The 20659-nt window shown below is 72.5% G+C and carries 18 protein-coding genes; 11 read left to right on the forward strand and 7 right to left on the reverse strand.

Features of this window, described 5'->3' with window-relative positions:
- Positions 1–2 precede the first annotated feature (2 nt).
- From ABZS42_RS05800 to ABZS42_RS05810, 3 genes are all read left to right on the forward strand, one after another.
- A complete protein-coding gene (locus ABZS42_RS05800; protein WP_355142793.1) occupies positions 3–278 on the forward strand; it encodes a MoaD/ThiS family protein in 276 nt (91 codons plus the stop codon).
- Positions 279–288: 10 nt separating this feature from the next.
- Positions 289–1533: a metallophosphoesterase gene (locus ABZS42_RS05805; RefSeq protein WP_355142794.1), complete on the forward strand. Its 1245-nt coding sequence runs from the start codon at positions 289–291 to the stop codon at positions 1531–1533.
- Between the two features lie 207 nt (positions 1534–1740).
- Positions 1741–4935, forward strand: coding sequence for a UvrD-helicase domain-containing protein (locus ABZS42_RS05810; protein ID WP_355142795.1), 3195 nt, complete (start codon positions 1741–1743; stop codon positions 4933–4935).
- Positions 4936–4976: 41 nt separating this feature from the next.
- Here ABZS42_RS05810 and ABZS42_RS05815 read toward each other — a convergent pair whose 3' ends face one another.
- Positions 4977–5636 carry an A24 family peptidase gene (locus ABZS42_RS05815; protein WP_355142796.1) on the reverse strand — a complete coding sequence of 220 codons (660 nt, stop codon included), beginning with the start codon at positions 5634–5636 and terminating at the stop codon, positions 4977–4979.
- A 10-nt stretch (positions 5637–5646) separates the two neighbouring features.
- A complete protein-coding gene (locus ABZS42_RS05820; RefSeq protein ID WP_355142797.1) occupies positions 5647–6678 on the reverse strand; it encodes an EamA family transporter in 1032 nt (343 codons plus the stop codon).
- Between the two features lie 345 nt (positions 6679–7023).
- Here ABZS42_RS05820 and ABZS42_RS05825 point away from each other — a divergent pair, with 345 nt between their 5' ends.
- Entirely contained in the window at positions 7024–7506 is a 483-nt protein-coding gene (locus ABZS42_RS05825; RefSeq protein WP_355142888.1) for a hypothetical protein, read from the forward strand.
- Between the two features lie 142 nt (positions 7507–7648).
- Complete coding sequence (locus ABZS42_RS05830; protein WP_355142798.1) at positions 7649–8890, forward strand: ATP-binding protein; 1242 nt, start codon at positions 7649–7651, stop codon at positions 8888–8890.
- 29 nt (positions 8891–8919) lie between these two features.
- Here ABZS42_RS05830 and ABZS42_RS05835 read toward each other — a convergent pair whose 3' ends face one another.
- Positions 8920–9465: an N-acetyltransferase gene (locus ABZS42_RS05835; protein ID WP_355142799.1), complete on the reverse strand. Its 546-nt coding sequence runs from the start codon at positions 9463–9465 to the stop codon at positions 8920–8922.
- A gap of 128 nt (positions 9466–9593) precedes the next feature.
- Between ABZS42_RS05835 and ABZS42_RS05840 the strand changes: the two genes are divergently transcribed.
- Together ABZS42_RS05840 and ABZS42_RS05845 are read left to right on the forward strand one after the other, a co-directional pair.
- Positions 9594–10142 carry a DoxX family protein gene (locus ABZS42_RS05840; RefSeq protein ID WP_355142800.1) on the forward strand — a complete coding sequence of 183 codons (549 nt, stop codon included), beginning with the start codon at positions 9594–9596 and terminating at the stop codon, positions 10140–10142.
- A gap of 216 nt (positions 10143–10358) precedes the next feature.
- Positions 10359–11801, forward strand: a complete 1443-nt coding sequence (locus tag ABZS42_RS05845) for a glycosyltransferase 87 family protein (protein WP_355142801.1) — start codon at positions 10359–10361, stop codon at positions 11799–11801.
- A 134-nt stretch (positions 11802–11935) separates the two neighbouring features.
- Here ABZS42_RS05845 and ABZS42_RS05850 read toward each other — a convergent pair whose 3' ends face one another.
- From ABZS42_RS05850 to moaC, 4 genes are all read right to left on the reverse strand, one after another.
- Entirely contained in the window at positions 11936–12364 is a 429-nt protein-coding gene (locus tag ABZS42_RS05850; protein ID WP_355142802.1) for a molybdenum cofactor biosynthesis protein MoaE, read from the reverse strand.
- Positions 12361–13620, reverse strand: coding sequence for a molybdopterin molybdotransferase MoeA (locus tag ABZS42_RS05855; protein WP_355142803.1), 1260 nt, complete (start codon positions 13618–13620; stop codon positions 12361–12363). The genes ABZS42_RS05850 and ABZS42_RS05855 overlap by 4 nt, the downstream gene beginning before the upstream one ends.
- 91 nt (positions 13621–13711) lie before the next feature.
- A complete protein-coding gene (locus tag ABZS42_RS05860; protein WP_355142804.1) occupies positions 13712–14182 on the reverse strand; it encodes a MogA/MoaB family molybdenum cofactor biosynthesis protein in 471 nt (156 codons plus the stop codon).
- Positions 14179–14670, reverse strand: coding sequence for a cyclic pyranopterin monophosphate synthase MoaC (moaC, locus tag ABZS42_RS05865; RefSeq protein ID WP_355142805.1), 492 nt, complete (start codon positions 14668–14670; stop codon positions 14179–14181). The genes ABZS42_RS05860 and moaC overlap by 4 nt, the downstream gene beginning before the upstream one ends.
- Before the next feature lie 862 nt (positions 14671–15532).
- Between moaC and ABZS42_RS05870 the strand changes: the two genes are divergently transcribed.
- From ABZS42_RS05870 to ABZS42_RS05885, 4 genes are all read left to right on the forward strand, one after another.
- On the forward strand, positions 15533–18058 hold the full coding sequence (locus ABZS42_RS05870; RefSeq protein ID WP_355142806.1) for a bifunctional diguanylate cyclase/phosphodiesterase: 2526 nt from the start codon (positions 15533–15535) through the stop codon (positions 18056–18058).
- Between the two features lie 80 nt (positions 18059–18138).
- Positions 18139–19494, forward strand: a complete 1356-nt coding sequence (locus tag ABZS42_RS05875; RefSeq protein WP_355142807.1) for a glycosyltransferase family 87 protein — start codon at positions 18139–18141, stop codon at positions 19492–19494.
- Between the two features lie 9 nt (positions 19495–19503).
- A complete protein-coding gene (locus ABZS42_RS05880; protein ID WP_355142808.1) occupies positions 19504–20136 on the forward strand; it encodes a phosphoribosyltransferase family protein in 633 nt (210 codons plus the stop codon).
- Between the two features lie 19 nt (positions 20137–20155).
- On the forward strand, positions 20156–20554 hold the full coding sequence (locus ABZS42_RS05885; RefSeq protein WP_355142809.1) for a zf-TFIIB domain-containing protein: 399 nt from the start codon (positions 20156–20158) through the stop codon (positions 20552–20554).
- Positions 20555–20659 lie beyond the last annotated feature (105 nt).

The following is a 20659-nucleotide window of genomic DNA, read 5'->3' on the forward strand; positions in this document are numbered from 1 at the left end:
CAATGATCGACCGGACGCCCCTGGTCACGACTGCGACGCTGACCGTCCGCTACTTCGCCGGGGCGCGGGCCGCCGCCGGCCGGAGCGAGGAGACGACTCCGGCCGGGCGCTCGCTCGACGACATCACCGCTGAGCTGGCCAAACGTCACGGCGCCCGACTCGAGGCCGTACTACGGGTGGCGAGTTTCCTCGTCGACGGCGTGGTCTGCCATGATCGACACACACCGCTGCCGGCCGGGGCGACGATCGACGTCCTGCCCCCCTTCGCGGGCGGCTGAGGGAGGACGTGTGCTGTCGGCTCTGGGGTTCGTGGGCACCCTCGCCCTGATCACCGGCCTGCTCCATCTTTACCTGTGGAAACGCCTGGTTCGGGACACCACCCGGCCGGGCCGTTGGCGGCGGATCGGCGGCATCGTCGCCGTGGTGCTCGCGGTGCTCGTGCCGGCCACGATGGCGGGCACCCGGGCCGAGCTGTACTGGCTGGCCTGGCCCGGCTACCTCTGGCTCGCGCTGATGTTCTACCTGCTGGTGCTGCTGCTGGCGCTCGAGGTGCCGATGCTGGTGGCCCGGCTGGCGCTGCGCCGCCGGGCGGTCGCCGCCGAGCCCACCACGGCCGCCCCCGAGCCGGTGCTGGTGGGTGGTGCCGGACCCGCCGAACCGCCGGCCGCCGGGGCGGTCGACCAGCCCGATCACGACCCGTCGCGCCGGTTGCTGCTGGCCCGTGGGGCCGCCGTCTTCGCCGGACTCACGGCCGTCGGCATCACGGGGTACGGCGTACGCACCGCCTTCGGGCCGCCGGAGCTGGACCGGGTACGCGTCCCGCTCGCCAGGCTCCCCCGGGGCATGGACGGCCTGCGCATCGCCACCGTCTCCGACATCCACCTGGGTCCGTTGCTCGGCCGGGCACACACCGAACGCATCGTGTCCATGATCAACCGGCTCGACGCGGACCTCGTGGCGGTGGTCGGCGACCTGGTCGACGGCACGGTCACCTCGCTCGGCGAGGCGGCCGCACCTCTGCGGGGCCTGCGTTCCCGCCACGGCAGCTACTTCGTCACCGGCAACCACGAGTACTACTCCGGGGTCGAGGAATGGGTGCAGGAGCTGGACCGGCTCGGGCTGCGGGTGCTCCAGAACCGCCGGGTGGAGATTTCCGTGCGGGGCGGCGTACTCGATCTGGCCGGCGTGAACGACGTCTCCGGACGCGGTACCGGGCTCGCCGCCGGACCGGACTACGGGGTGGCGCTCGCCGATCGTGATCCGTCCCGCCCGGTGGTGCTGCTCGCACACCAGCCGGTCGCGGCGCTGGAGGCGGCGAAGTACGGCGTGGATCTGCAACTGTCCGGGCACACCCACGGCGGGCAGCTGGTGCCGTTCAATCTGGCGGTCGAGTTGGAACAGCCGATCGTCTCCGGGCTGGGTGAGGTCGACGGCACGAAGGTGTACGTCACCAACGGCGCCGGCTTCTGGGGCCCACCGGTCCGGGTCGGCGCCCCACCCCAGATCACCCTGGTGGAACTCCGCGCCCTCTGACCCCACCCCCTCTCCCCGTCCCCGGCCAACCGCCGGTTGATCATGAAATTATTGCGACGACACGCCGATTGAGCAGGCGATAAATTCATGATCAACCCGCGGGGTGGGGGCTGGGGGCGGGAGGGTATGGGGGCGGGCATGGATTGCGCTTGTCACGTGTGTGCGTGGCGGCGGGCGCGGTCCCGTCCGGGCGTGACAGGATGCGGCGTGCCTCCGTTCAGCGCCGTACCCCCCGGTGGCCGCCCGCCGTTCGTCGCGGACCTGCACATCCACTCCAAGTACTCCCGCGCCTGCAGCCGTGACCTCACCCTGCCGAACCTCGGCTGGTGGGCCCGACGCAAGGGCATCGGACTGCTCGGCACCGGCGACTTCACCCACCCCGCCTGGTACGACCACCTGCGCGAGACCCTGCACCCGGCCGAGCCCGGCCTCTACCGGCTCAGTCCGGAGGCGGAACGGGACATCGCCCGGCGGCTGCCGCCCCGGCTGGCCAGCACGGCCGAGAGCGACCCGGTCCGCTTCATGCTCAGCGTGGAGATCTCCACGATCTACAAGCGGGACGATCGCACCCGCAAAGTGCACCACCTGATCTACCTGCCGGACCTGGACGCGGTGGCCCGGTTCAACACCGCGCTCGGCCGGATCGGCAACCTCGGTTCCGACGGCCGGCCGATCCTCGGCCTCGACTCCCGCGATCTGCTGGAGATCACCCTGGAGGCCAGCGCCGACGGCTACCTGGTGCCCGCACACATCTGGACACCGTGGTTCTCCGCCCTCGGCTCGAAGTCCGGCTTCGACGCCATCGCGGACTGCTACGCGGACCTGGCCGAGCACATCTTCGCCGTGGAGACCGGCCTCTCCTCCGATCCGGAGATGAACTGGCGGGTCGGCAGCCTGGACGCGTACCGGCTGGTGTCCAACTCGGACGCGCACTCGCCCCCGGCGCTCGCCCGGGAGGCGACCGTCTTCGCCACCGACCGCGACTACTTCGCCGTACGCGACGCGCTGCGCAGCGGAGACGGCCTCGCCGGGACCGTCGAGTTCTTCCCCGAGGAGGGGAAGTACCACGCCGACGGCCACCGGCTCTGCGGGGTCAACTGGGCTCCGGAGCAGACCCGCGCGGCAGACGGACGCTGCCCCGAGTGCGGCAAACCGCTGACCGTCGGCGTACTCAGCCGGGTCGAGGAGCTGGCGGACCGGCCGGAGGGGCACCGGCCGGAGCACGCGCGCGAGGTGACCCACCTGGTGCCGCTGGCCGAGATCCTCGGCGAGATCAACGGCGTGGGCGCGCGCTCGAAGAAGGTCGACGGGAAGCTCAACGAGCTGCTCGCCGCGCACGGACCGGAACTGGAGATCCTGACCGGCACGCCACTCGACGAGATCGGACGGATCGGCGGCGAGTTGCTCGCCGAGGGCATCGGCCGGCTGCGCCGGGGCGAGGTCCGCCGGGCGCCCGGCTACGACGGCGAGTACGGCGTCATCACGCTCTTCGATCCGGCGGAGCTGCGCGGACGAGTCGGCGGAACCCAGGCGGAGGCCCTCTTCGACGTACCGGTGCCGGAGCAGCGCCGGCCCGCGGAGGCGGCGGCGAAACCACGCGCCAAGCGCCCGGCGGCGGCCAAGGCCGAGCCGAAGCGGAAGGCCGCGCCGCCACCCCCACCGCCGATCGCGCCACCGCCGTCACCGCACGAGCCGTTCGAGCCGATGCTCGCCGGGATGGAGGAGGTCGGCACCGGGCTGCTGGACCGGCTCGACGCGATGCAGCGGGTGGCCGCCTCGGCACCGGGCGGTCCGCTGCTCATCGTGGCGGGGCCGGGCACCGGCAAGACGCGCACGCTGACCCACCGGATCGCGTACCTCTGCGCCGAGCTGAACGTCTTCCCGGAGCACTGCCTGGCGATCACGTTCACCCGCCGCGCGGCGGAGGAGCTGCGGCACCGCCTCGACGGCCTGCTCGGGCCGGTGACCGAGGACATCACGGTCGGCACGTTCCACTCGCTCGGGCTCACCATCCTGCGGGAGAACACCGCCGCGGCCGAGCTCCCGGCGGACTTCCGGATCGCCGACGACGCCGACCGCGCGGCAGCCCGCGTCGAGGCGGGTGACGACCTGGCCGCGTACACCGCGCTGCTGCGCAAGCAGGGGTTGGTCGACCTGGATGAGCTGCTGACCCTGCCGGTGGCGCTGCTGCGGGCGGACCGGACGCTGGTCGAGCGTTACCGGGACCGCTGGCGGTGGATCTTCGTCGACGAGTACCAGGACGTCGACGCGGTGCAGTACGAGCTGCTGCGTCTGCTCAGCCCGCCGGACGGCAACCTCTGCGCGATCGGCGATCCGGACCAGGCCATCTACTCGTTCCGGGGCGCCGACGTCGGCTACTTCCTGCGCTTCTCGCAGGACTTCACCGACGCCCGGCTGGTCCGCCTGAACCGCAACTACCGCTCGTCGGCGCCGATCCTCGCCGCCGCGGTACAGGCGATCGCGCCGACGTCGCTGGTACGCGGCCGACGGCTGGACCCGGCCCGCCTCGACCCGGAGGCCCCGCTGGTCGGGCGGTACGCGGCAGCCTCCGTCGCCGACGAGGCGGACTTCGTCGTACGCACGATCGATGAACTGGTCGGCGGGCTGTCCCACCGGTCGCTGGACTCCGGCCGGATCGACGGTCGGTCCACCGCACTCTCGTTCGGCGACATCGCGGTGCTGTACCGCACCGATTCCCAGGCCGCACCGATCGTGGACGCGCTCGCCCGGGCGAACATCCCGGTCCAGAAGCGTTCACACGACCGGCTCCGGGACCGTCCGGGCGTGGCGGCGATCGCCCGGGAGCTGCGGCACGCGTCCGGGCTCGGCGGTGGCCTGGCCGCCCGGGTACGGCTGGCCGGCGAGGTGGTGGCGGAGCGCTTCGCGACCCCCACGCTGGACGGCGCCGGATCGGTACGCCCCGAGGACGTCCGGACGGCCGTCGACCTGCTCACCCCACTCGCCCGCCGCTGCGGAGACGACCTGGAACTCTTCCTGTCCCAGTTGGCGACCGGCGCCGAGGTCGACGCGCTCGACCCGCGGGCCGAGGCGGTCACGCTGCTCACCCTGCACGCCGCCAAGGGGCTGGAGTTCCCGGTGGTCTTCCTGGTCGGTTCCGAGGACGGAATGCTGCCGCTGCGCTGGCCGGGCTCGACGCCGGACGAGGACGCCATCGCCGAGGAACGGCGGCTCTTCTTCGTCGGCCTGACCCGGGCACAGGACCGGCTCTACCTGAGCCACGCGGCGCGCCGTACCCGGCAGGGCACGGAACGCGAGTGCAAGCCGTCGCCCTTCCTGGAGTCGATCGATCCCGGACTGTTCGAACGCTTCGGTGACGCCGAGCCCCGACGTCCCAAGGACCGCCAGCTCCGTCTGCTGTGAGCCGGTCGGCGGGCGCGAGCAACGCGCCCGGGAGCTGCCGGTCAGGCGATCAGCGCAGCAAGCCAGGCGCCGGCCAGGATGGCCGGGCCGAACGGCAGTGCGGTGTCCCGGCGTACCCGGCCGGCGGCCAGCAGCGCGAGGGCCCAGACTCCGCCCAGCACGTGCGGCAGGGCGAGCCCCCAGGCAAGGGCCGGCCAGCCCAGCCAGCCGAGCGGCAGGCCCAGTGCGGTGGCGAGCTTGACGTCGCCGAAGCCGAGCTGGGAGCCCGGCAGCAGCGCCAGGAGCAGACCCACGATGAGCGAGACGGCGGCGCCGGCGGCGGCCGTCGGCAGCCGGAGCAGCTCGCCGCCGGTGGCTGCCACCGCGACCAGTCCGAGCGTGCCCGCGGCCGCCGTCGTGCCCACCAGCGGATCGGGAAGCCGCAGGCAGGCCAGGTCCACCACGGACAGCGCGAGGCCGACCGTCGCGATCAGCAGGAACACGGGCAGCGCCGGATCGTCGCCGTGGGCGGCGGCGAGCCCGCCGAAGACCACGCCACCGGCGACCGCGAGGCCGGGCCGGGCCCGGCGCGATCCCGGCACGAGGAGGCCGGGCCGCACATCACGGGAGCCCGGCGCGAGGAAGCGACCGGCGAGCGCCGGGGTGGCCGACCCGGCGAGCACGCCGAGGAGGACCACGACGGTCAGCGGGCCGGCGGACACCGGCCGGACGTTACCGGCGAGTTCCCCCGAGTGAGGCCCCGGTATCGGAAGGTGCGGGCTGCGGCTCGGTGATCGCGCGGCGTCCCGGACGCTCGGTGGTCACCACCAGGGCGACCCCGACCACGATCACCGCGCCGCCGAGCAGCACCTGCGTGGTGATCGGCTCGGCGGCCAGCACCGCGCCGAGCGCCACCGCCACCGCCGGGTTGACGTAGGCGTACGTCGACACGAGCGACAGCGGAGCGCTCTGCAGCAGCCAGACGTACGCGGTGAAGGCGACCAGTGAGCCGGCGACCATCAGGTAGCCGAGCGCGAACCAGGAACGTCCACTCACCTCGGCGAGGTGGAAGCCGCGCAGTTCGCCCCGGCTCAGCGAGAGGAGGACGAGCGCCACCGCGCCGGCCGCCATCTCGTAGACGGTGGCGACGAACGGGTCGGCGGGCATCGGGAGGCGACCGGAGAGGAACGACCCGATCGACCAGCTGGCGGCGCCCGCGACCACGGTGAGCGCCCCGGCCAGCGGCACGGCGTCCGCACCTCCGCTCGGCAGGACGAGCAGGACCAGCCCGACGAACCCGACGCTGACTCCGGCGACCGTCCAGAACCGGGGCCGGTCCCCGGTCACCGCACGGAGCACCACCACCAGCAGCGGCACCGTGGCGACCAGCAGCGCGGCGATGCCCGAGGGCAACGCGACCCCGGGCGGCCCGGACTCGGCGAGCACCACGAGCCCGTTGCCGCCGGCGAGCAGCAGGAGCCCCACGAGTGCCGCCGAGCCGAGCTGCCGCCGGTCGACCCGAAGGGCTCCCGGCCCGCGTCGTATCCGCAGGACGACCGCCAGCACCAGGGCGGCGACGGCGAACCGGGCTGCCGCCGAGGCGAGCGCCGGCATGGTCTCCACCGCGATCCGGATACCCAGGTACGTGGAGCCCCAGAGCAGGTAGACCAGTAGGAGCGCGGTCCAGACCAGGGCGGGCGCGGCGGTCGCGGGCCGACCGGACCGGTTGCCGGCGCGGGACGGACGAGACGGAGTCGAGGTCATCGTCGGTCCACGCTACGGTGACGTCGGTGTCGGCGTCCCGCCTTGGTGGCCGGCCTCTCACCATCGTCCAGGAGGGCGTTCATGGCGAACTACGGATCATCGGGTGGCGGACCCGCGGAGCCGTGGCGCGAGCAGCGACCTTATCCGGGGTACCACGATCACGGGGCGCACCGCTCGGCCGAACCGGGGTCGCGCCCCGACGAGCCGCAGTACGCCGAGCCTCGTTACGAGGAGCCGCGCCACGACGGCTACCGCTACGACGAGCGGTCCAGTGCCACCGACGGCCGGCGCGAGGCGGTCCCGCAGCCGGCGTACGACTCCGGCTGGGACCCGGTCGGCGGTCCGGTGCCGTACGCCGGGGCACCGACCCCGCTACGGCGCCGACGTCGGCCGCTGGTCGTGGTGCTGGCCGTCGCCGTACTGCTCGTGCTGGCCGGTGGTTCCGCGCTCTACCTCTTGGCCGACGGGAACGAGTCTCCGTCGGTGGCCGCGCCGACCAGCGCCGCTCCGACCGCGTCGGCGGATCCCGACGTGCCCGCCCCGACGGGACCGGCGACTGCGGCGGCGCCGGAGTCGTCGGCCGATCCTCGCTTCGTGAAGGTCGGCCAGTGCGTCCGCGACGCGGGCAACACGGATGGCAAGCCGAAGCTGCTGATCACTTCCTGCACCTCGAACACGTACGAGGTACTGCGCCGTTTCGACGGCACCACCAGCGGTGAGAAGGACGCCGAGGCGAAGTGCGGCCGGGTCCAGGGCTACACCAACTGGTTCTTCTACGACAGCGAGCTGAACACCCTCGACTTCGTCCTCTGCCTCAAGCAGCGGTAGAGCGGCACCCGTAGCCAAAACTAGGGCTGTCTAGCGTGTCGGCTAGACAGCCCTAGTTTTTGGTCGAGGATCCTCGACACGCCGGTAGCTTCATCTATCCATGTCTAGCCCCACAGCTAGATGGCCCGATACTGTGCGATGCGTGGATCCGGTCCGCAACCCGTACGCCCCGGGCGCCGGTCAGCGCCCGCCCGAACTCGCCGGGCGGGGGCGGGAGCTGGACGTCTTCGACATCGTGCTGGAGCGCATCGCCCGAGGGCGGCCGGAGCGAAGCCTGATGCTGACCGGCCTCCGGGGCGTCGGCAAGACGGTGCTGCTCAACACCCTGCGTTCGCAGGCGATCAATCGACTCTGGGGCAGCGGAAAGATCGAAGCCAGACCGGATCAGTCCCTGCGTCGCCCCGTCGCCGCCGCACTGCACATGGCGGTACGGGAACTCGCGCCCCGGCACCGCGCTCCCGACCGGATCGACGCTTTCCTCGGCGTGCTCAAGGCGTTCGCGATGCGTGCCGCGCCCACCGGGCGGGGTGGTGCCGCGCCGAAACTGCGCGACCGTTGGCAGCCCGGCATCGACGTGCCGGCCAGCACCGGTCGGGCCGACTCCGGCGACATCGAGATCGACCTGGTCGAGTTGCTGACCGACGCCGCCGCGGTGGCCAGCGACGTGGGCACCGGCGTGGCCATTTTCATCGACGAGATGCAGGACCTCGGCCCCGAGGACGTGTCCGCGCTCTGCGCCGCCTGTCACGAGCTCTCCCAGATCGGCGCGCCGCTGATCGTGGTCGGTGCCGGCCTGCCGCACCTGCCGGCCGTGCTCAGCGCCGCGAAGTCGTACTCCGAGCGTCTCTTCCGCTACCAGCGGATCGACCGGCTCGACCGGATCGCCGCCGACCAGGCGCTCTGCGCTCCCGCCGAGCGCGAGGAGGTGGAGTACGAGCCGAAGGCGCTCGACCTGCTCTACGAGAAGTCCGGCGGCTACCCGTACTTCGTGCAGGCGTACGGGAAGGCCACCTGGGATCACGCGCCGCGTTCCCCCATCAGCGCTGCGGACGTCCGGGTCGCCGCCCCCGAGGCCGAGGCCGAGTTGGCGGTGGGTTTCTTCGGCTCCCGCTTCGAGCGGGCCACTCCCGCCGAGCGTGAGTACATGCGCGCCATGGCCACGCTTTCGCTGGTGGAGGCCGAGGCCGGTGGCACGGTCCGGGACGACATGGACGCCGCCGTACCGACCGCGGAGATCGCCCGCGCGCTCGGTCGCAAGCCGGCCAGCCTCTCCCCGGCCCGGGACGCGCTGATCAAGAAGGGGCTCATCTACTCCGGGGAGCGGGGCACCGTCGCGTTCACCGTGCCGCACTTCGGTCGCTACCTGCGCACCCAGCCGGCCTGATCACAGCCACCCGAGGAGTCCCGTCCCGGTCAGACCTTCGCCCAGGGTGGCGGGAAGACCACCTCGCCCCGCGGAGGTGGCGGGGCGTCGCTGGTCGACGGGGGCAGCACCAACGCCTGCCAGGGCTCTCCCAGACCGGACCAGGGACTGGTGAGACCCATCCGGTCGGCGCGGCCAAAGCCGAAGCGGCGGTAGTAGGCCGGGCTGCCGAGCACCACCACGAGCCGCTCACCCAGCTCGGTCGCGGCGTCGAGGGACGCCTGCACCACGGCCGTGCCGTGGCCGAGCTTCTGCCGATGCGGCGCGACCGCCACGGGACCGAGGGTCAACGCCGACGCGGAGCCCCGTTCGGATTTCACCCGTACGCGGCTGAGCAACGCGTAGCCGACCACCTCGCCGCCGTACTCGGCGACCATGGCGAGCTCAGGAATCCAGGCGTCGCCGGCGCGCAACTCCTCGACCAGCCCGACTTCGGGCGGAGCGGCCACGTCCGGGCGCGCGAACGCGGCGGCGAGCACCCGACGGACCGGGCCGGTGTCGGCCGGACCCTCGGGCCGAAGCCGCAGCGTCGTCACCCGCGCGACGTTACCCGCCAAAGCGCGTCCATCCGCGACGGTCGCTCGAATCGGCGTGGCGCGACGTACGCCGATCCGGATCGGCCGTTGCCGGGGTGGCCGCGGCCGCGACGGGGTATGACTGAGCCATGAAACCCGTACGTTCCCTCGCCCGCGCCATGTTGAGCGGCATCTTCGTGGTCGGCGGGTATCGCAACATCACGAATCCGGAGCGGCTGGCGACGACCGCCAAGCCGGTCGTCGACCGTATGGAACCGCTGCTCGATCAGATGAACCCCCGCATCCCGACCGACCCAGTGACGCTGATCCGCGCCACCGGGGCGGTACAGGTCGGCGCCGGGCTGCTGTTCGCCACCGGGAAGCTCACCCGGCCGATGGCGCTGGTGCTGGCCGGGACGCTGGTGCCGTCGACGCTCGCCGGACATCGCTTCTGGGACCACGACGACCCGGTGGCGCGGGCCAACAACCGGCTGCATTTCCTGAAGAACGTCGGACTCTTCGGCGGGCTTCTCCTCGCCGCCGCAGACACCCAGGGCAAGCCGGGGCTCCGTTGGCGTACCGGGCACCGCATCGGCCATTCCCGACGCTCGGTGGGGCGGGCAGTGCGCAGCGCCCGCCGTGAGGCGCGGGTGGCGGCTGCCCGGGCCGCGAGTACGGCTCGACGACTTCCGGGCTGACCTGCGTCGATACCTCCCCCTCGACACGCCGCACCCCACCCAACACCGCGAATCACCTGAACCGCCCGCTAGGCGTTAACGCGGTGGAAATGTCAAAAACATGTGTGGGATCGGACACGGTCGCATAACGCGGGAGGCACTGACGTGAGTCGCCGTTCTAGGCTCCGTGCGGGACCTGGACGGGTAGGACGAGCTTGGTACGGGGGTGGCCACGCCATGCCGGCGACCGTCGGGAGACGGGCGGACCGCCTCGCCACAGTCCGACGCGTGACGAGCCGCGTCGATCGCAGGATCGTCGTACGGGTCAGCATCGTGGCCGCCGTCGCCTACGCCGCCTGGCTGGCGATCGGCGCCTTCGGTCGGCCGTACAACTTCTTCGACATGAAGATCTACCACGGTGCGGTGGTGTGGTGGGCGACCGGACACGAGCTCTACGAGTTCGTCGCGCCCGAGACCACTCTCGGTTTCACGTACCCGCCGTTCGCCGGCCTGGTCATGCTGCCCATGGCGCACCTACCCATCGAGGCCGCCGGGACGGTGAACGCGCTGGCCAGCCTCGCCGCCCTGGCGGTAGTGCTCGCCGGTCTGCTGCGCCCGATCGTCGACCGGCTGGGCTGGTCACTGTGGTACACGGTAGCCCTGGCCGTGCCGCTCGCCGCCGCCATCGAGCCGACCCGGGAAACCCTCGGCTACGGCCAGGTCAACCTGCTGCTCTTCGCGCTCATCATGGCCGACCTGATCGGCCTGCGTTGGCGCTCCCGCCGGGGCACCCACGTCGCCCCGGACGACGGCCTGCTGCTGCGCTTCGTCTACAGCGGCGCGTGGGCCGGGGTCGGCATCGGGCTGGCCACCGCGGTGAAGCTCACCCCGGCGCTCTTCATCGTCTACCTGATGATCACTCGGCAGTGGCGGGTGGCGACGACCGCGATCGCCACCACGATCGGGGTCACGGTCGGTACCTTCGCGATCGTCGGCGACGAGTCCCGCAGTTACTTCGGCAGCGTCCTCTGGCAGACCGAGCGGGTGGGCGCCGCCGACATGACCCCGAACCAGTCGTTGGCCGGTCTGCTGGCCCGCCTCTACGACTCGATCGAAACCCCGGGCCTGCTCTGGTTCTCGTTCTCCGTGCTGATCCTGGCGCTGGGTCTGTCCCGGGCGGCGCACTCGCACGCCGACGGTGACGAGTTGACCGCGTTCACCCTGGTCGGGCTCACCGCCAACGTGATCAGCCCGATCTCCTGGACGCACCACCTGGTCTGGGTCATCCCGGCGATCATCGTGCTGGCCGACGCCGCCGTACGCCGTCGCGACGCGAGCCGAGGGCCCACGTACCGCGCCGGGTCGGGCGGCGCGAACTCCGGGCTGCCCCATGTCAACGGTCTCCGCCCGCCGATCTGGTATCCCACGTTGACCGGGCTACGTCACGGCATCGCCGCGGTCGTGCTCTACCTGCTGTTCCTGGTCTCTCCCATCTGGCCGTACGAGCACCAGCTGCCGGAGGTCTCCCACTACCAGGACGGTCTCTTCGGCGCCTTCATGGAGAACTCACTGGCAGTGGCTCTCATCGTGCTGGTCGCCGCGCTGCCGTGGCGGCCCGGCGCCGAACCGGCCTTCTACGCCGACCGGATGGGCCGGATTCCCGCCGGCGCCCGCCGCTGAACCGCCCGCCGGCCGGACCACACAACCACCCGCCGGCCGGACCACACAGCGCTGAACGGTCCGCCGGCCGGGCCACCCGGAGCCAGTCGAGCCGGCGGCCGGCCGTCACCGGCTGCCGGACCGGCCGGTAGGCGTCAGGGGCAGTTCACCCACTCCTCGGTGCCGTCGGCGAAGACCTGACGCTTCCAGATGGGCAGGCGGGCCTTCACCTCGTCGACCAGCCGGGCGCACGCGGCGAACGCGGCGGCCCGGTGCGCGGTGCTGACCGCGGCGACCAGGGCCACGTCGCCGATGGCGAGCGGGCCGACCCGGTGTGACACAGCGACCGAGTAGACCTCCGGGTCGGTGGCGACCTCGGCGGCGACCTCGCGCAGGATCCGTTCCGCGCTCGGGTGCCCCTCGTACTCCAGGCTTGTGACCGAGCGGCCGTGGTCGTGGTCGCGTACCACGCCCTGAAAGGACACGACCGCGCCGGCCCGCGGATCGGCGACCGCCGCCTCGTGCGCGGCCAGGTCAAGCGGTCGGTCGGTGACCTCACCGAGGGCGAGTGTCGGTGCTGTCATGAGGCACGTTCTCCATTACGTAGGGGCAGCGGCACCACGGGAACCGGGCTCCCCGGTTCGCCGGTGCCGCCTGGGCTGATCACCGCAAAGCCGTCCGCCCCGGCGAGCCCCCGCAGCATCGCCGAGCCGACGTGCCGCACCGGATGGGCGGTCCCGGCGACCCGGTCCAGGCGGACCAGGGCGAGGTGGGTGTAGTCGCCGCGCCCGGAAACCGGCTCGGCCAGGGTGGCGTGCGGCAGCTCAGGCAGCTGCCGGCCCTGGAGACCGGCGAGCAGCGGGGCGACCAGGGAGACCAGGGCGACGATCGCCGACTGCGGGTTGCCCGGCAGGCCGGCCACGAAGCGGACCCGCCCGTCCGCCCCGGTCAGCCGCGCCAGCAGCATCGGGAACCCGGGCCGGACGGCCACCGTGTTGACGACGTACTCGGCGCCGAGTTCCTCGAGCGCGGGGTGCAGGTGGTCGACCGGGCCGTGCATGGTGCCGCCGGTCGTGCAGACCAGATCGGCGTCGGCGAGCGCCTTGCGCAGCGCCGCCACGTGCGCGGGGAGAGTGTCCTCGACCGGGCCGATCACGTCCGAGGACCGGATCTCGCAGCCGTACCGGCGCAGCCAGGCCGGCAGCGACGGCCCCAGCGCGTCCCGGACCCGCCCGGCCCCAGGCGGCCCGGAGGTCAGCAGCTCGTCGCCGAAGACCAGCAGCGCGGCGCGCGGCGCGGGTCGGACCGGCAGGGTGTCGTAGCCGCAGGAGGCGGCCAGGCCGATCACCGCCGGATCCACCGCCGTCCCGGCCGGCAGGAGCTGCTCCCCGGCGTACGCCTCCTCGCCCGGCTGCCGCAACTCCGGGGTGCTACGGGGCGTGCCGACGACGCGGTCGTCCGGCGTCCGGTCGGACTCCTCGATCCGCAACACGGCAGTGGTGCCCTCGGGCACCATCGCTCCGGTTGCGATCTCGACGGTGGTGCCGTCCTCGGTCAGCGCCGGTGGCGTACTGCCGGCCAGCACCCGGCCGACGACCTGCCACGGTCCGGCCCCCCGTACCGCCCAGCCGTCCACGCTGGAGGTCGGGAAGGCCGGCAGGTCGGTACGCGTGGTCAGCGGCTCGGCGAGAGTCAGACCGTCGGTCTCGGCGAGCGGGCGGGCGGTGACGGGGAGCGCCGCGGCGAGACCGACGGCGTGCACCCGGGAACGCGCCTGTGCCCAGTCGGCGGGGGGCGATGCGACGGCGTGGCCCGCCGCCGCTGCGGTTTCCGTGCTCACCGGCAGAGCCTATCCGGGTGGTGGCCGCTGTGCCGGGTCAGTCGCCGCCCCGGTCGAGCCGGCAACCGGACCCAGATGCGGGCGCGCGGGCTCAATGGTCACCACCGCGGAGCTGGTCGACGGCGTGGGCGAGGATCGGGCCGAGCACGGCCAGGCCGTCCCGGGCGCCACCGGTCGAGCCGGGCAGGTTGACCACCAGCATCCGGCCGGCCACCCCGGCCAGTCCCCGGGAGAGCGCCGACGTGGGCACGCGATCCCGGCTGTGGGCGCGGATCGCCTCGGCGATGCCGGGAATCTCGTAGTCGAGCAGCGCTCGGGTGATGTCGGGCGTCCGGTCGGACGGCGTGATGCCGGTGCCGCCACTGGTCAGGACCACGTCGACGCCGTCGGCGAGCGCGCGGCGCAGCGCCTCGCCCACCGGCTCGCCGTCGGGCACCACCACCGGATCGTCGACCTCACAACCCAGCTCGCGCAGGCCGGCGACGAGCAGGGGACCGCTGGTGTCGGCGTAGACGCCGGCCGCGGCCCGGTTCGAGGCCACCACCACCCGGGCCCGGATCACGGCCGGTCCTCCGGACGGACCCACTCGCCGGTCTTGCCGCCCTCCTTGCGCAGGACGCGTACCCCCTCGATGGACGCCGCCGGGTCGACCGCCTTGACCATGTCGATGAGGGCGAGACCGGCGACGGCCACCGCGGTCAACGCCTCCATCTCGACGCCCGTCCGGTCGGCGGTGCGCACCAGGGCGGTGATCTCGACGGTGTCGGTGGTGGGCTCGAGTTCGACGGTCACCGCGTGCAGCGCGATCGGGTGGCAGAGCGGGATCAGGTCGGGGGTGCGCTTGGCGCCCATGATGCCGGCGAGGCGTCCCACGGCCAGCGCGTCGCCCTTCGGCAGGCCGTCGCGCCGTAGCAGGTCGACCACCTCGGGCGTCGTCCGCAACCGGCCGGCGGCGACCGCCGAACGTCCGGTCACCGCCTTGGCGGAGACGTCGACCATGTGCGCCGCGCCAGCGGCGTCGACGTGAGTGAGCTGCGCGGATTCGGTCACGGCGGCGAGCCTATCTCCTGGGTACGACCGGCCGGAGCGCGCTCACGGCGCGCCGTTTCCGTTCGTCGGCGGTTGGTCCGGGACGGGAATTGCGCTGCCCGACCCGGCCGGTTCGTACGAGCGGCGCTGATTGGTGGTGGGCGTGGACCGCGGTAACGCCGGGTCGACAGTTCATCCGCGAGTTCGGCGAGGGCAACCAGGGGCGCAACCGAATTGCCCGGACCTCGGGCACGATCCACTGCCGCGGAGCTTCGGAGTTGCAGGATGCCTACGGAAAGTTGCAGTTCGTCGGCTCCCAGATCCAGGGCCGCCGTCCGCCACGATTCCGAATCCGACCGGTGTTCATACGATCGTCGGTCGAGGCTCGGGGGATTTCCGGGTGACGATTGCGGCCCGACCGGAGAGGACGAAAATGTGGTTCTGGGCGGCGACACCGCAGGTCAGCTGGGAGCGTGTACCGGATGTCCGAACTCGGGATGATTTTGCGAGCCCATCTCGCCACACTTTGGACAAGTCCTCACGTCGCTTGAGGATCAGCACCGTCAGCGTTACGCGACATGGCAATCGCATAGCGAAAGGGGCCGACAGCGCTCCGCACAGGTTCCATGGACAGAACGTCACAAACCCGCTTCGGCTTGGCTAATGTTGCGCATACCGACATTTATTCCTTCTAATCGTCTCTAGTTGCTCCTAAGCTGCTGTTCCAGAGGGACGGAGACCTCCACGGGAAAGGTCCCGGAATGGCATCGGCACGGAAGGAGCGACGCAATGCGCGGCAGCGACTGGAACTGAGGCTGGGCACGGGACTTACCGGTGCTCCGGGAGTAGGCTGCGAACGGTTGAGGCAGTCACCTGGAGTGGTATGACGCTTCCCCTACGACGCGAGAATGAGACCGATAGGCGGCTCCTGCTGCTCATCGGTCTCGTCGTCGTTCTGGCGGCGCTCATTGTCGTCACCGCGCTGCGGCCCGCACTGACCAGTGCCGCGCCGAAGTCGGCGAACGACGCGGCCGGCCTCGTGATGGTCGCCTTCATGATCGTCGTCGGTACTCTCGTCAAGGCCCGCGTACGGATCAGGTCGACCACCCACTCGATCAGCTGGAACGAGACGGCGATAGTCATCGGTGTCGCCATCGCCCCCACGTCGTGGGTGGTGCTCTGCACCGCGGTCGGGATCTTCCTCGCCTCGCTGCGCCTGTCCGCGATCAAGGTCGCCTTCGGAGTCGGCAAGAACGTCATCGTCGCCTGGGGCGCCGGGACCGCCCTGACGGCCATGAGCTGGACGTGGCCACCGTCGGGCGGTTGGCGGATGGTGGTCGCGCTGGGCGTCGCCTACCTGGTCGCGGCGCTGCTGGACGACCTTCTGGCGATCCCCGTCATCGCGCTCGCCTCCGGCACGAAGATCGCCCGCAACTTCCGGAGCAACCTCGACCTCCGGCTCGGCGGCTTCGCCGTACGGTTCCTGGTCGCCGTCTGCACCCTGCTCATCCTGCAAGCCGCCCCGCGGTTCCTGCTGGCCGTGCCGCCGCTCGTGCTCAGCCTGCACCTCGCCTACTCCGCTCGTATCCGCGCCCGGACCGAGCAGCAGGCCTGGCAACGCCTCGCCCGGGCCACCGACGCGCTCAACGTGGTCGACCTGGACAAGGTCCTCACGACCGCGGTCATCCAAGCCGCCGAACTCTTCTCCGCCGACGAGGTGGAGATCGAGCTACGCGAAGAGTCCCGGACCGTACGCGGCGGCGCCGACCGCCTCGTCGCGTACGACGGTCGGGAGGCCGAGCCCGCACCGGTCGACGGGACGGTGGTGCCGGCACCGCTGGAGGGACACGACCGCACCGCCGACGTCGGCGTGCTGCGGCTACGGTTCCGTGGCCCGGTACAGCTCTCCGAGCGGGAGCAGTACACGCTGCGCACCTTCGCATCGGCGCTCTGCACCGCCGTACGCAACGCCCAGGCGTACGCGGAACTCGCCCGCGTCGCCGACGAGCACGCGTACGCCGCGAGCCACGACGCGCTGACCGGGCTGGCAAACCGGCGGCACCTGCTCGAACAGGGCACCGAGCAGCTCAGCACGAAGCACGCCGACGGCGTGACCGCCCTGGTGCTGATCGACCTCAACCACTTCAAGGAGATCAACGACACGCTCGGCCACGCCGCCGGCGACCAGGTGCTCGTGCAGGTGGCGGCGCGGCTACGCGACGCCGCCCAGGGCGACGACCTGGTGGCGCGGCTCGGCGGCGACGAGTTCGCCGTGCTCCTGCGCGGCCTGCCCGCACCAGCGGTCGCCGCGCACCGGGCGGAGACACTGCTCGCCGCCCTGCACGAGCCGATCGACCTCGACGGGATGCGGATCAGCGTCGAGGCGAGCGGGGGCATCGCCGCCGCGCCGGCCGCCGGCGGGATGCCCGAACTGCTCCGCCGCGCCGACGTGGCCATGTACCAGGCCAAGCGGGCCGGCCAGCGCATCTCCACGTACGCCCCGACCCGGGACACGGCCGACCTCAACCGGCTCACGCTCGGCGGCGAGCTGCCCCGCGCCGTCGCCGACCACGAGTTCACGGTCAACTTCCAGCCCATCGTCGACCTGGGCACCGGCGAGATCACCAGTGCCGAGGCGCTCGCCCGCTGGCACCACCCCACGCACGGGCTGATCGACCCGCTGCGCTTCCTGGAGGCCGTCGAGCGCTCCGGACTGCTGCCGGCCTTCGCCGAGGCGATCCTCGACCAGGCGCTCATCGCCGCGAAGACCTGGCGGGAAGACGGCTTCGACGTACCGGTCGCGGTGAACGTCTCGCCGCGCAGCCTGCTCGACGCCCGCTTCCCCGGTTCGGTGCTGGCCCGTCTCCGCGCCCACGACCTTCCCCCGGACCAGCTGGTGCTGGAGCTGACCGAGACCCTCACCCTCAGCCAGCTCGACGTGGTCGACCGGGTGCTCAGCCGCCTCCGGGACGAGGGCGTACGACTGGCCCTGGACGACTTCGGCACCGGTTACTCGTCGCTGAGCCTGCTCTCCCGCATCCCGGTGCACGAGTTGAAAATCGACAAGAGCTTCGTCACCGCCATGGAGAGCTCGACCGAGGCCGCCGCGGTGATCCGCTCCACCCTGGATCTCGGCCGCAGCCTCGACCTGACCGTGGTGGCCGAGGGCGTGGAGAGCGAACCACAGCGCCGGGCGCTCTGGCAGCTCGGCTGCGCCGCCGGCCAGGGCCACCTCTTCGCCCGGCCGATGCCCGCGGGCATGCTCCTGGCCGCACTGCACCGCGGCGCCGGCGGCAGCCCCGGACTCTTCGCGCCACCGTTGCACGACGCCGGCGCGGTGATCCGATTCGCCCCCGGTCGCCGTACCGGCGGGCGCGGCCGGGACCGGCTGCCGCACCAGCCCGCCTGACCAAGACGGGGTACGCGAGCGCCGGCCGCGACGACGCGCGACCGGAGGTGTTACGTCAACCGTCTGCCACACTTGCCCGCGTGACCGCCGCAGCCCCGACCCCCCGCTCCCGTGGCTGGCGTGCCCTCGACTCCGCGGGCGGCGGGCTCCCTCTCGACCTCGCCCTGTACGCCGTGTCGGCCGTCTTCGCCGCGATCACCGCCGTCACCTCGACGTTGCTTCCGCACCGTGCGTGGGGTGGCGTCGCTGCGATCGGCTACCTCGTCGCGGCGTCGGCCGTCATCGGCCAACTGCTGCTCCGGCGCCGCCGGCCCGACTCGCCACTCACCGGCCTGGCGGCGCGCTGGACGGTCACCGGTTTCGCCTGGGCGGCGGCCACCCTGCTGCCACTGCTGTGGCAGAGCGCCGAACGGGTGGCCGGACGCACCGACCGGGCACAGGAGGAAGTCCTCGTCGTCGAGCAGGCCGGCACCCGTCTCGCCGAGCACGGCACTCCGTACCTGGGCCACGACGCCATAGCCGCACTGCCCGCCGACGAACGGTTACTCGGCTACACCCCCTACCAGCCGGGCATGGCGCTCTTCGGGCTGCCCCGTGCCGCGGCCGCGGCGTGGTGGACCGACGCCCGGGTCTGGTTCGCGCTCGGCACCGCGGTCGCCCTCGCCCTCGCCGTCGCCGCCCTGCGCGGGCGCACCACGGGCATCGGGCCCGCCGGTCGACAGGACACTGCCGCCGCTCAGCGGTCCGCCGCCCTGCTCCGCGGCGTGCATGCCGCGACCGTACTGCCGATCTGCGCCCTCACCCTGGCCACCGGCGGCGACGACCTTCCCGTGCTCGCGCTCTGCCTGCTCGCGCTCTCTCTCGCGGCGACCGGCCGGGCGGGTCTCGCGGGCGTCGCCGTCGGCCTGGCCGGCGCGCTCAAGCTCTTCGCCTGGCCGGTCGCCCTCGTCCTCATCGTCTGGGGCGCGACCCGGCGGGCCGGTCTCCGGGTGACCGCCGGGGCGATCGGGCTGCCCGTCGCGGCCCTGCTGCCCGCCCTGCTGGTCGACCGGGACGCCCTCGTCGAGAACGTGCTCCGCTTCCCTCTCGGGCACGGGCTGGTGACCAGCCCCGCGCAGTCGCCCTTCCCCGGGCAGCTGATCGCGGCCGGGCTGCCCGGCGGCCGGGTGATCGCCGCCGGGCTGCTGGTCGCCGCGGGTGTCGCGATCGCCGTACGGCTCGTCCGCCGGCCGCCGCGCACCGCCTTCGCCGCCGCACTCGTCTGCGGGTACGGGCTGCTCGTGGCGATCGCGCTCATGCCGTCGACCCGGTTCGGGTACCTGCTCTACCCGATCGCCCTGCTCGTCTGGGCGCCCGCCCTGCGGAACCTGGACTCACCGGCCGCGAACCCGGCTCTTTCCGTGAACTGGCAGGCAGTGGAGCGTGGCAGGGCGTAGACCTGAGTCATGACGACCTACCGCGACCGCGCCGAGGCGGGCCGGATGCTCGCCGACCAGCTCACCGGACTGATCGGCGAACCGGACGTCACAGTCCTCGGCCTCGTACGCGGTGGCGTACCGGTGGCGCAGGTGGTCGCCGAACGACTCGACGCGCCACTGGATGTGCTGGTCATCCGGAAGCTCGGTATGCCCTGGGCCCGCGAGGTCGCGTTCGGAGCGCTCGGCCCGAACGGCGTGCAGGTGCTCAACGAGCACGTGGCCAGCCAGCTCAGCGCGGAGGACATCGCCGCGACCAACCGCCGCGAGCAGGCCGAACTGGAGCGCCGCGAGGAGCTCTACCGCACCGGGCGTCCACCGCTGGACCTCGCCGGTCGCGCCGCCGTGATCGTCGACGACGGTCTGGCCACCGGCGCCACGGCCCGCGCGGCCGTCGAGGTCGCCCGTCAGCTCGGTGCCCGGCGGGTGATCGTCGCCGTACCCGTCGGCTCCCGCGAGGCGAAGCAGGCCCTGGCCGCCGAGGCGGACCAGGTCGTCTGCGTGCAGTGCCCGCCGGAGTTCATCGCCGTCAGCGCCTACTACGAGGACTTCCACGAGGTGGAGGACGAGGAAGTCGTGCAGACGTTGACGGCAACTGCGTGACCTGACCAGGTACCTTCGGGTGATGAGTCTCACCTGTCCCAAGTGTCACGGAGAAATGCGCCAGTACGAACGCAGCGGCGTCGTCATCGACCAGTGCAGCGAGTGCCGAGGCATCTTCCTCGACCGCGGCGAGCTGGAGAAGCTGTTCGAGGCGGAGGCGAACTGGAACCGCCAGCAGGCCGCCACCGCTCCGGCCGGTGCGGGTGGCCACGCCCAGCCGGCCCACCAGCCGGCCGGCTACCCGCCGCCCCCACCCGCCCCGCAGCAGCCCGGTTACGGCGCCGTACCGCCGCCTCCGCCGCCTGCGCACGGCTACCCGCCGGCACCGGCGTACGGCCACGGGCAGCAGCACCACGGCTACCACGGGCACTACCGGAAGAAGAAGCACAAGAGCTTCCTCGACGACTTCTTCGGCTGAGCCCGCCCTGCGAGGGAGGCGGCTTCTTCGGCTGAACCCGCCCCGATAGGGGTTCGGCGGCCGGCCCGACAGATCCGGGCCGGCCGTCCGGTCGTGATCGGCGGG

Origin of the sequence: Micromonospora sp. NPDC005367, assembly GCF_040606825.1 — a bacterium.
In the GTDB taxonomy this organism is placed as follows: Bacteria; Actinomycetota; Actinomycetes; order Mycobacteriales; family Micromonosporaceae; genus Micromonospora.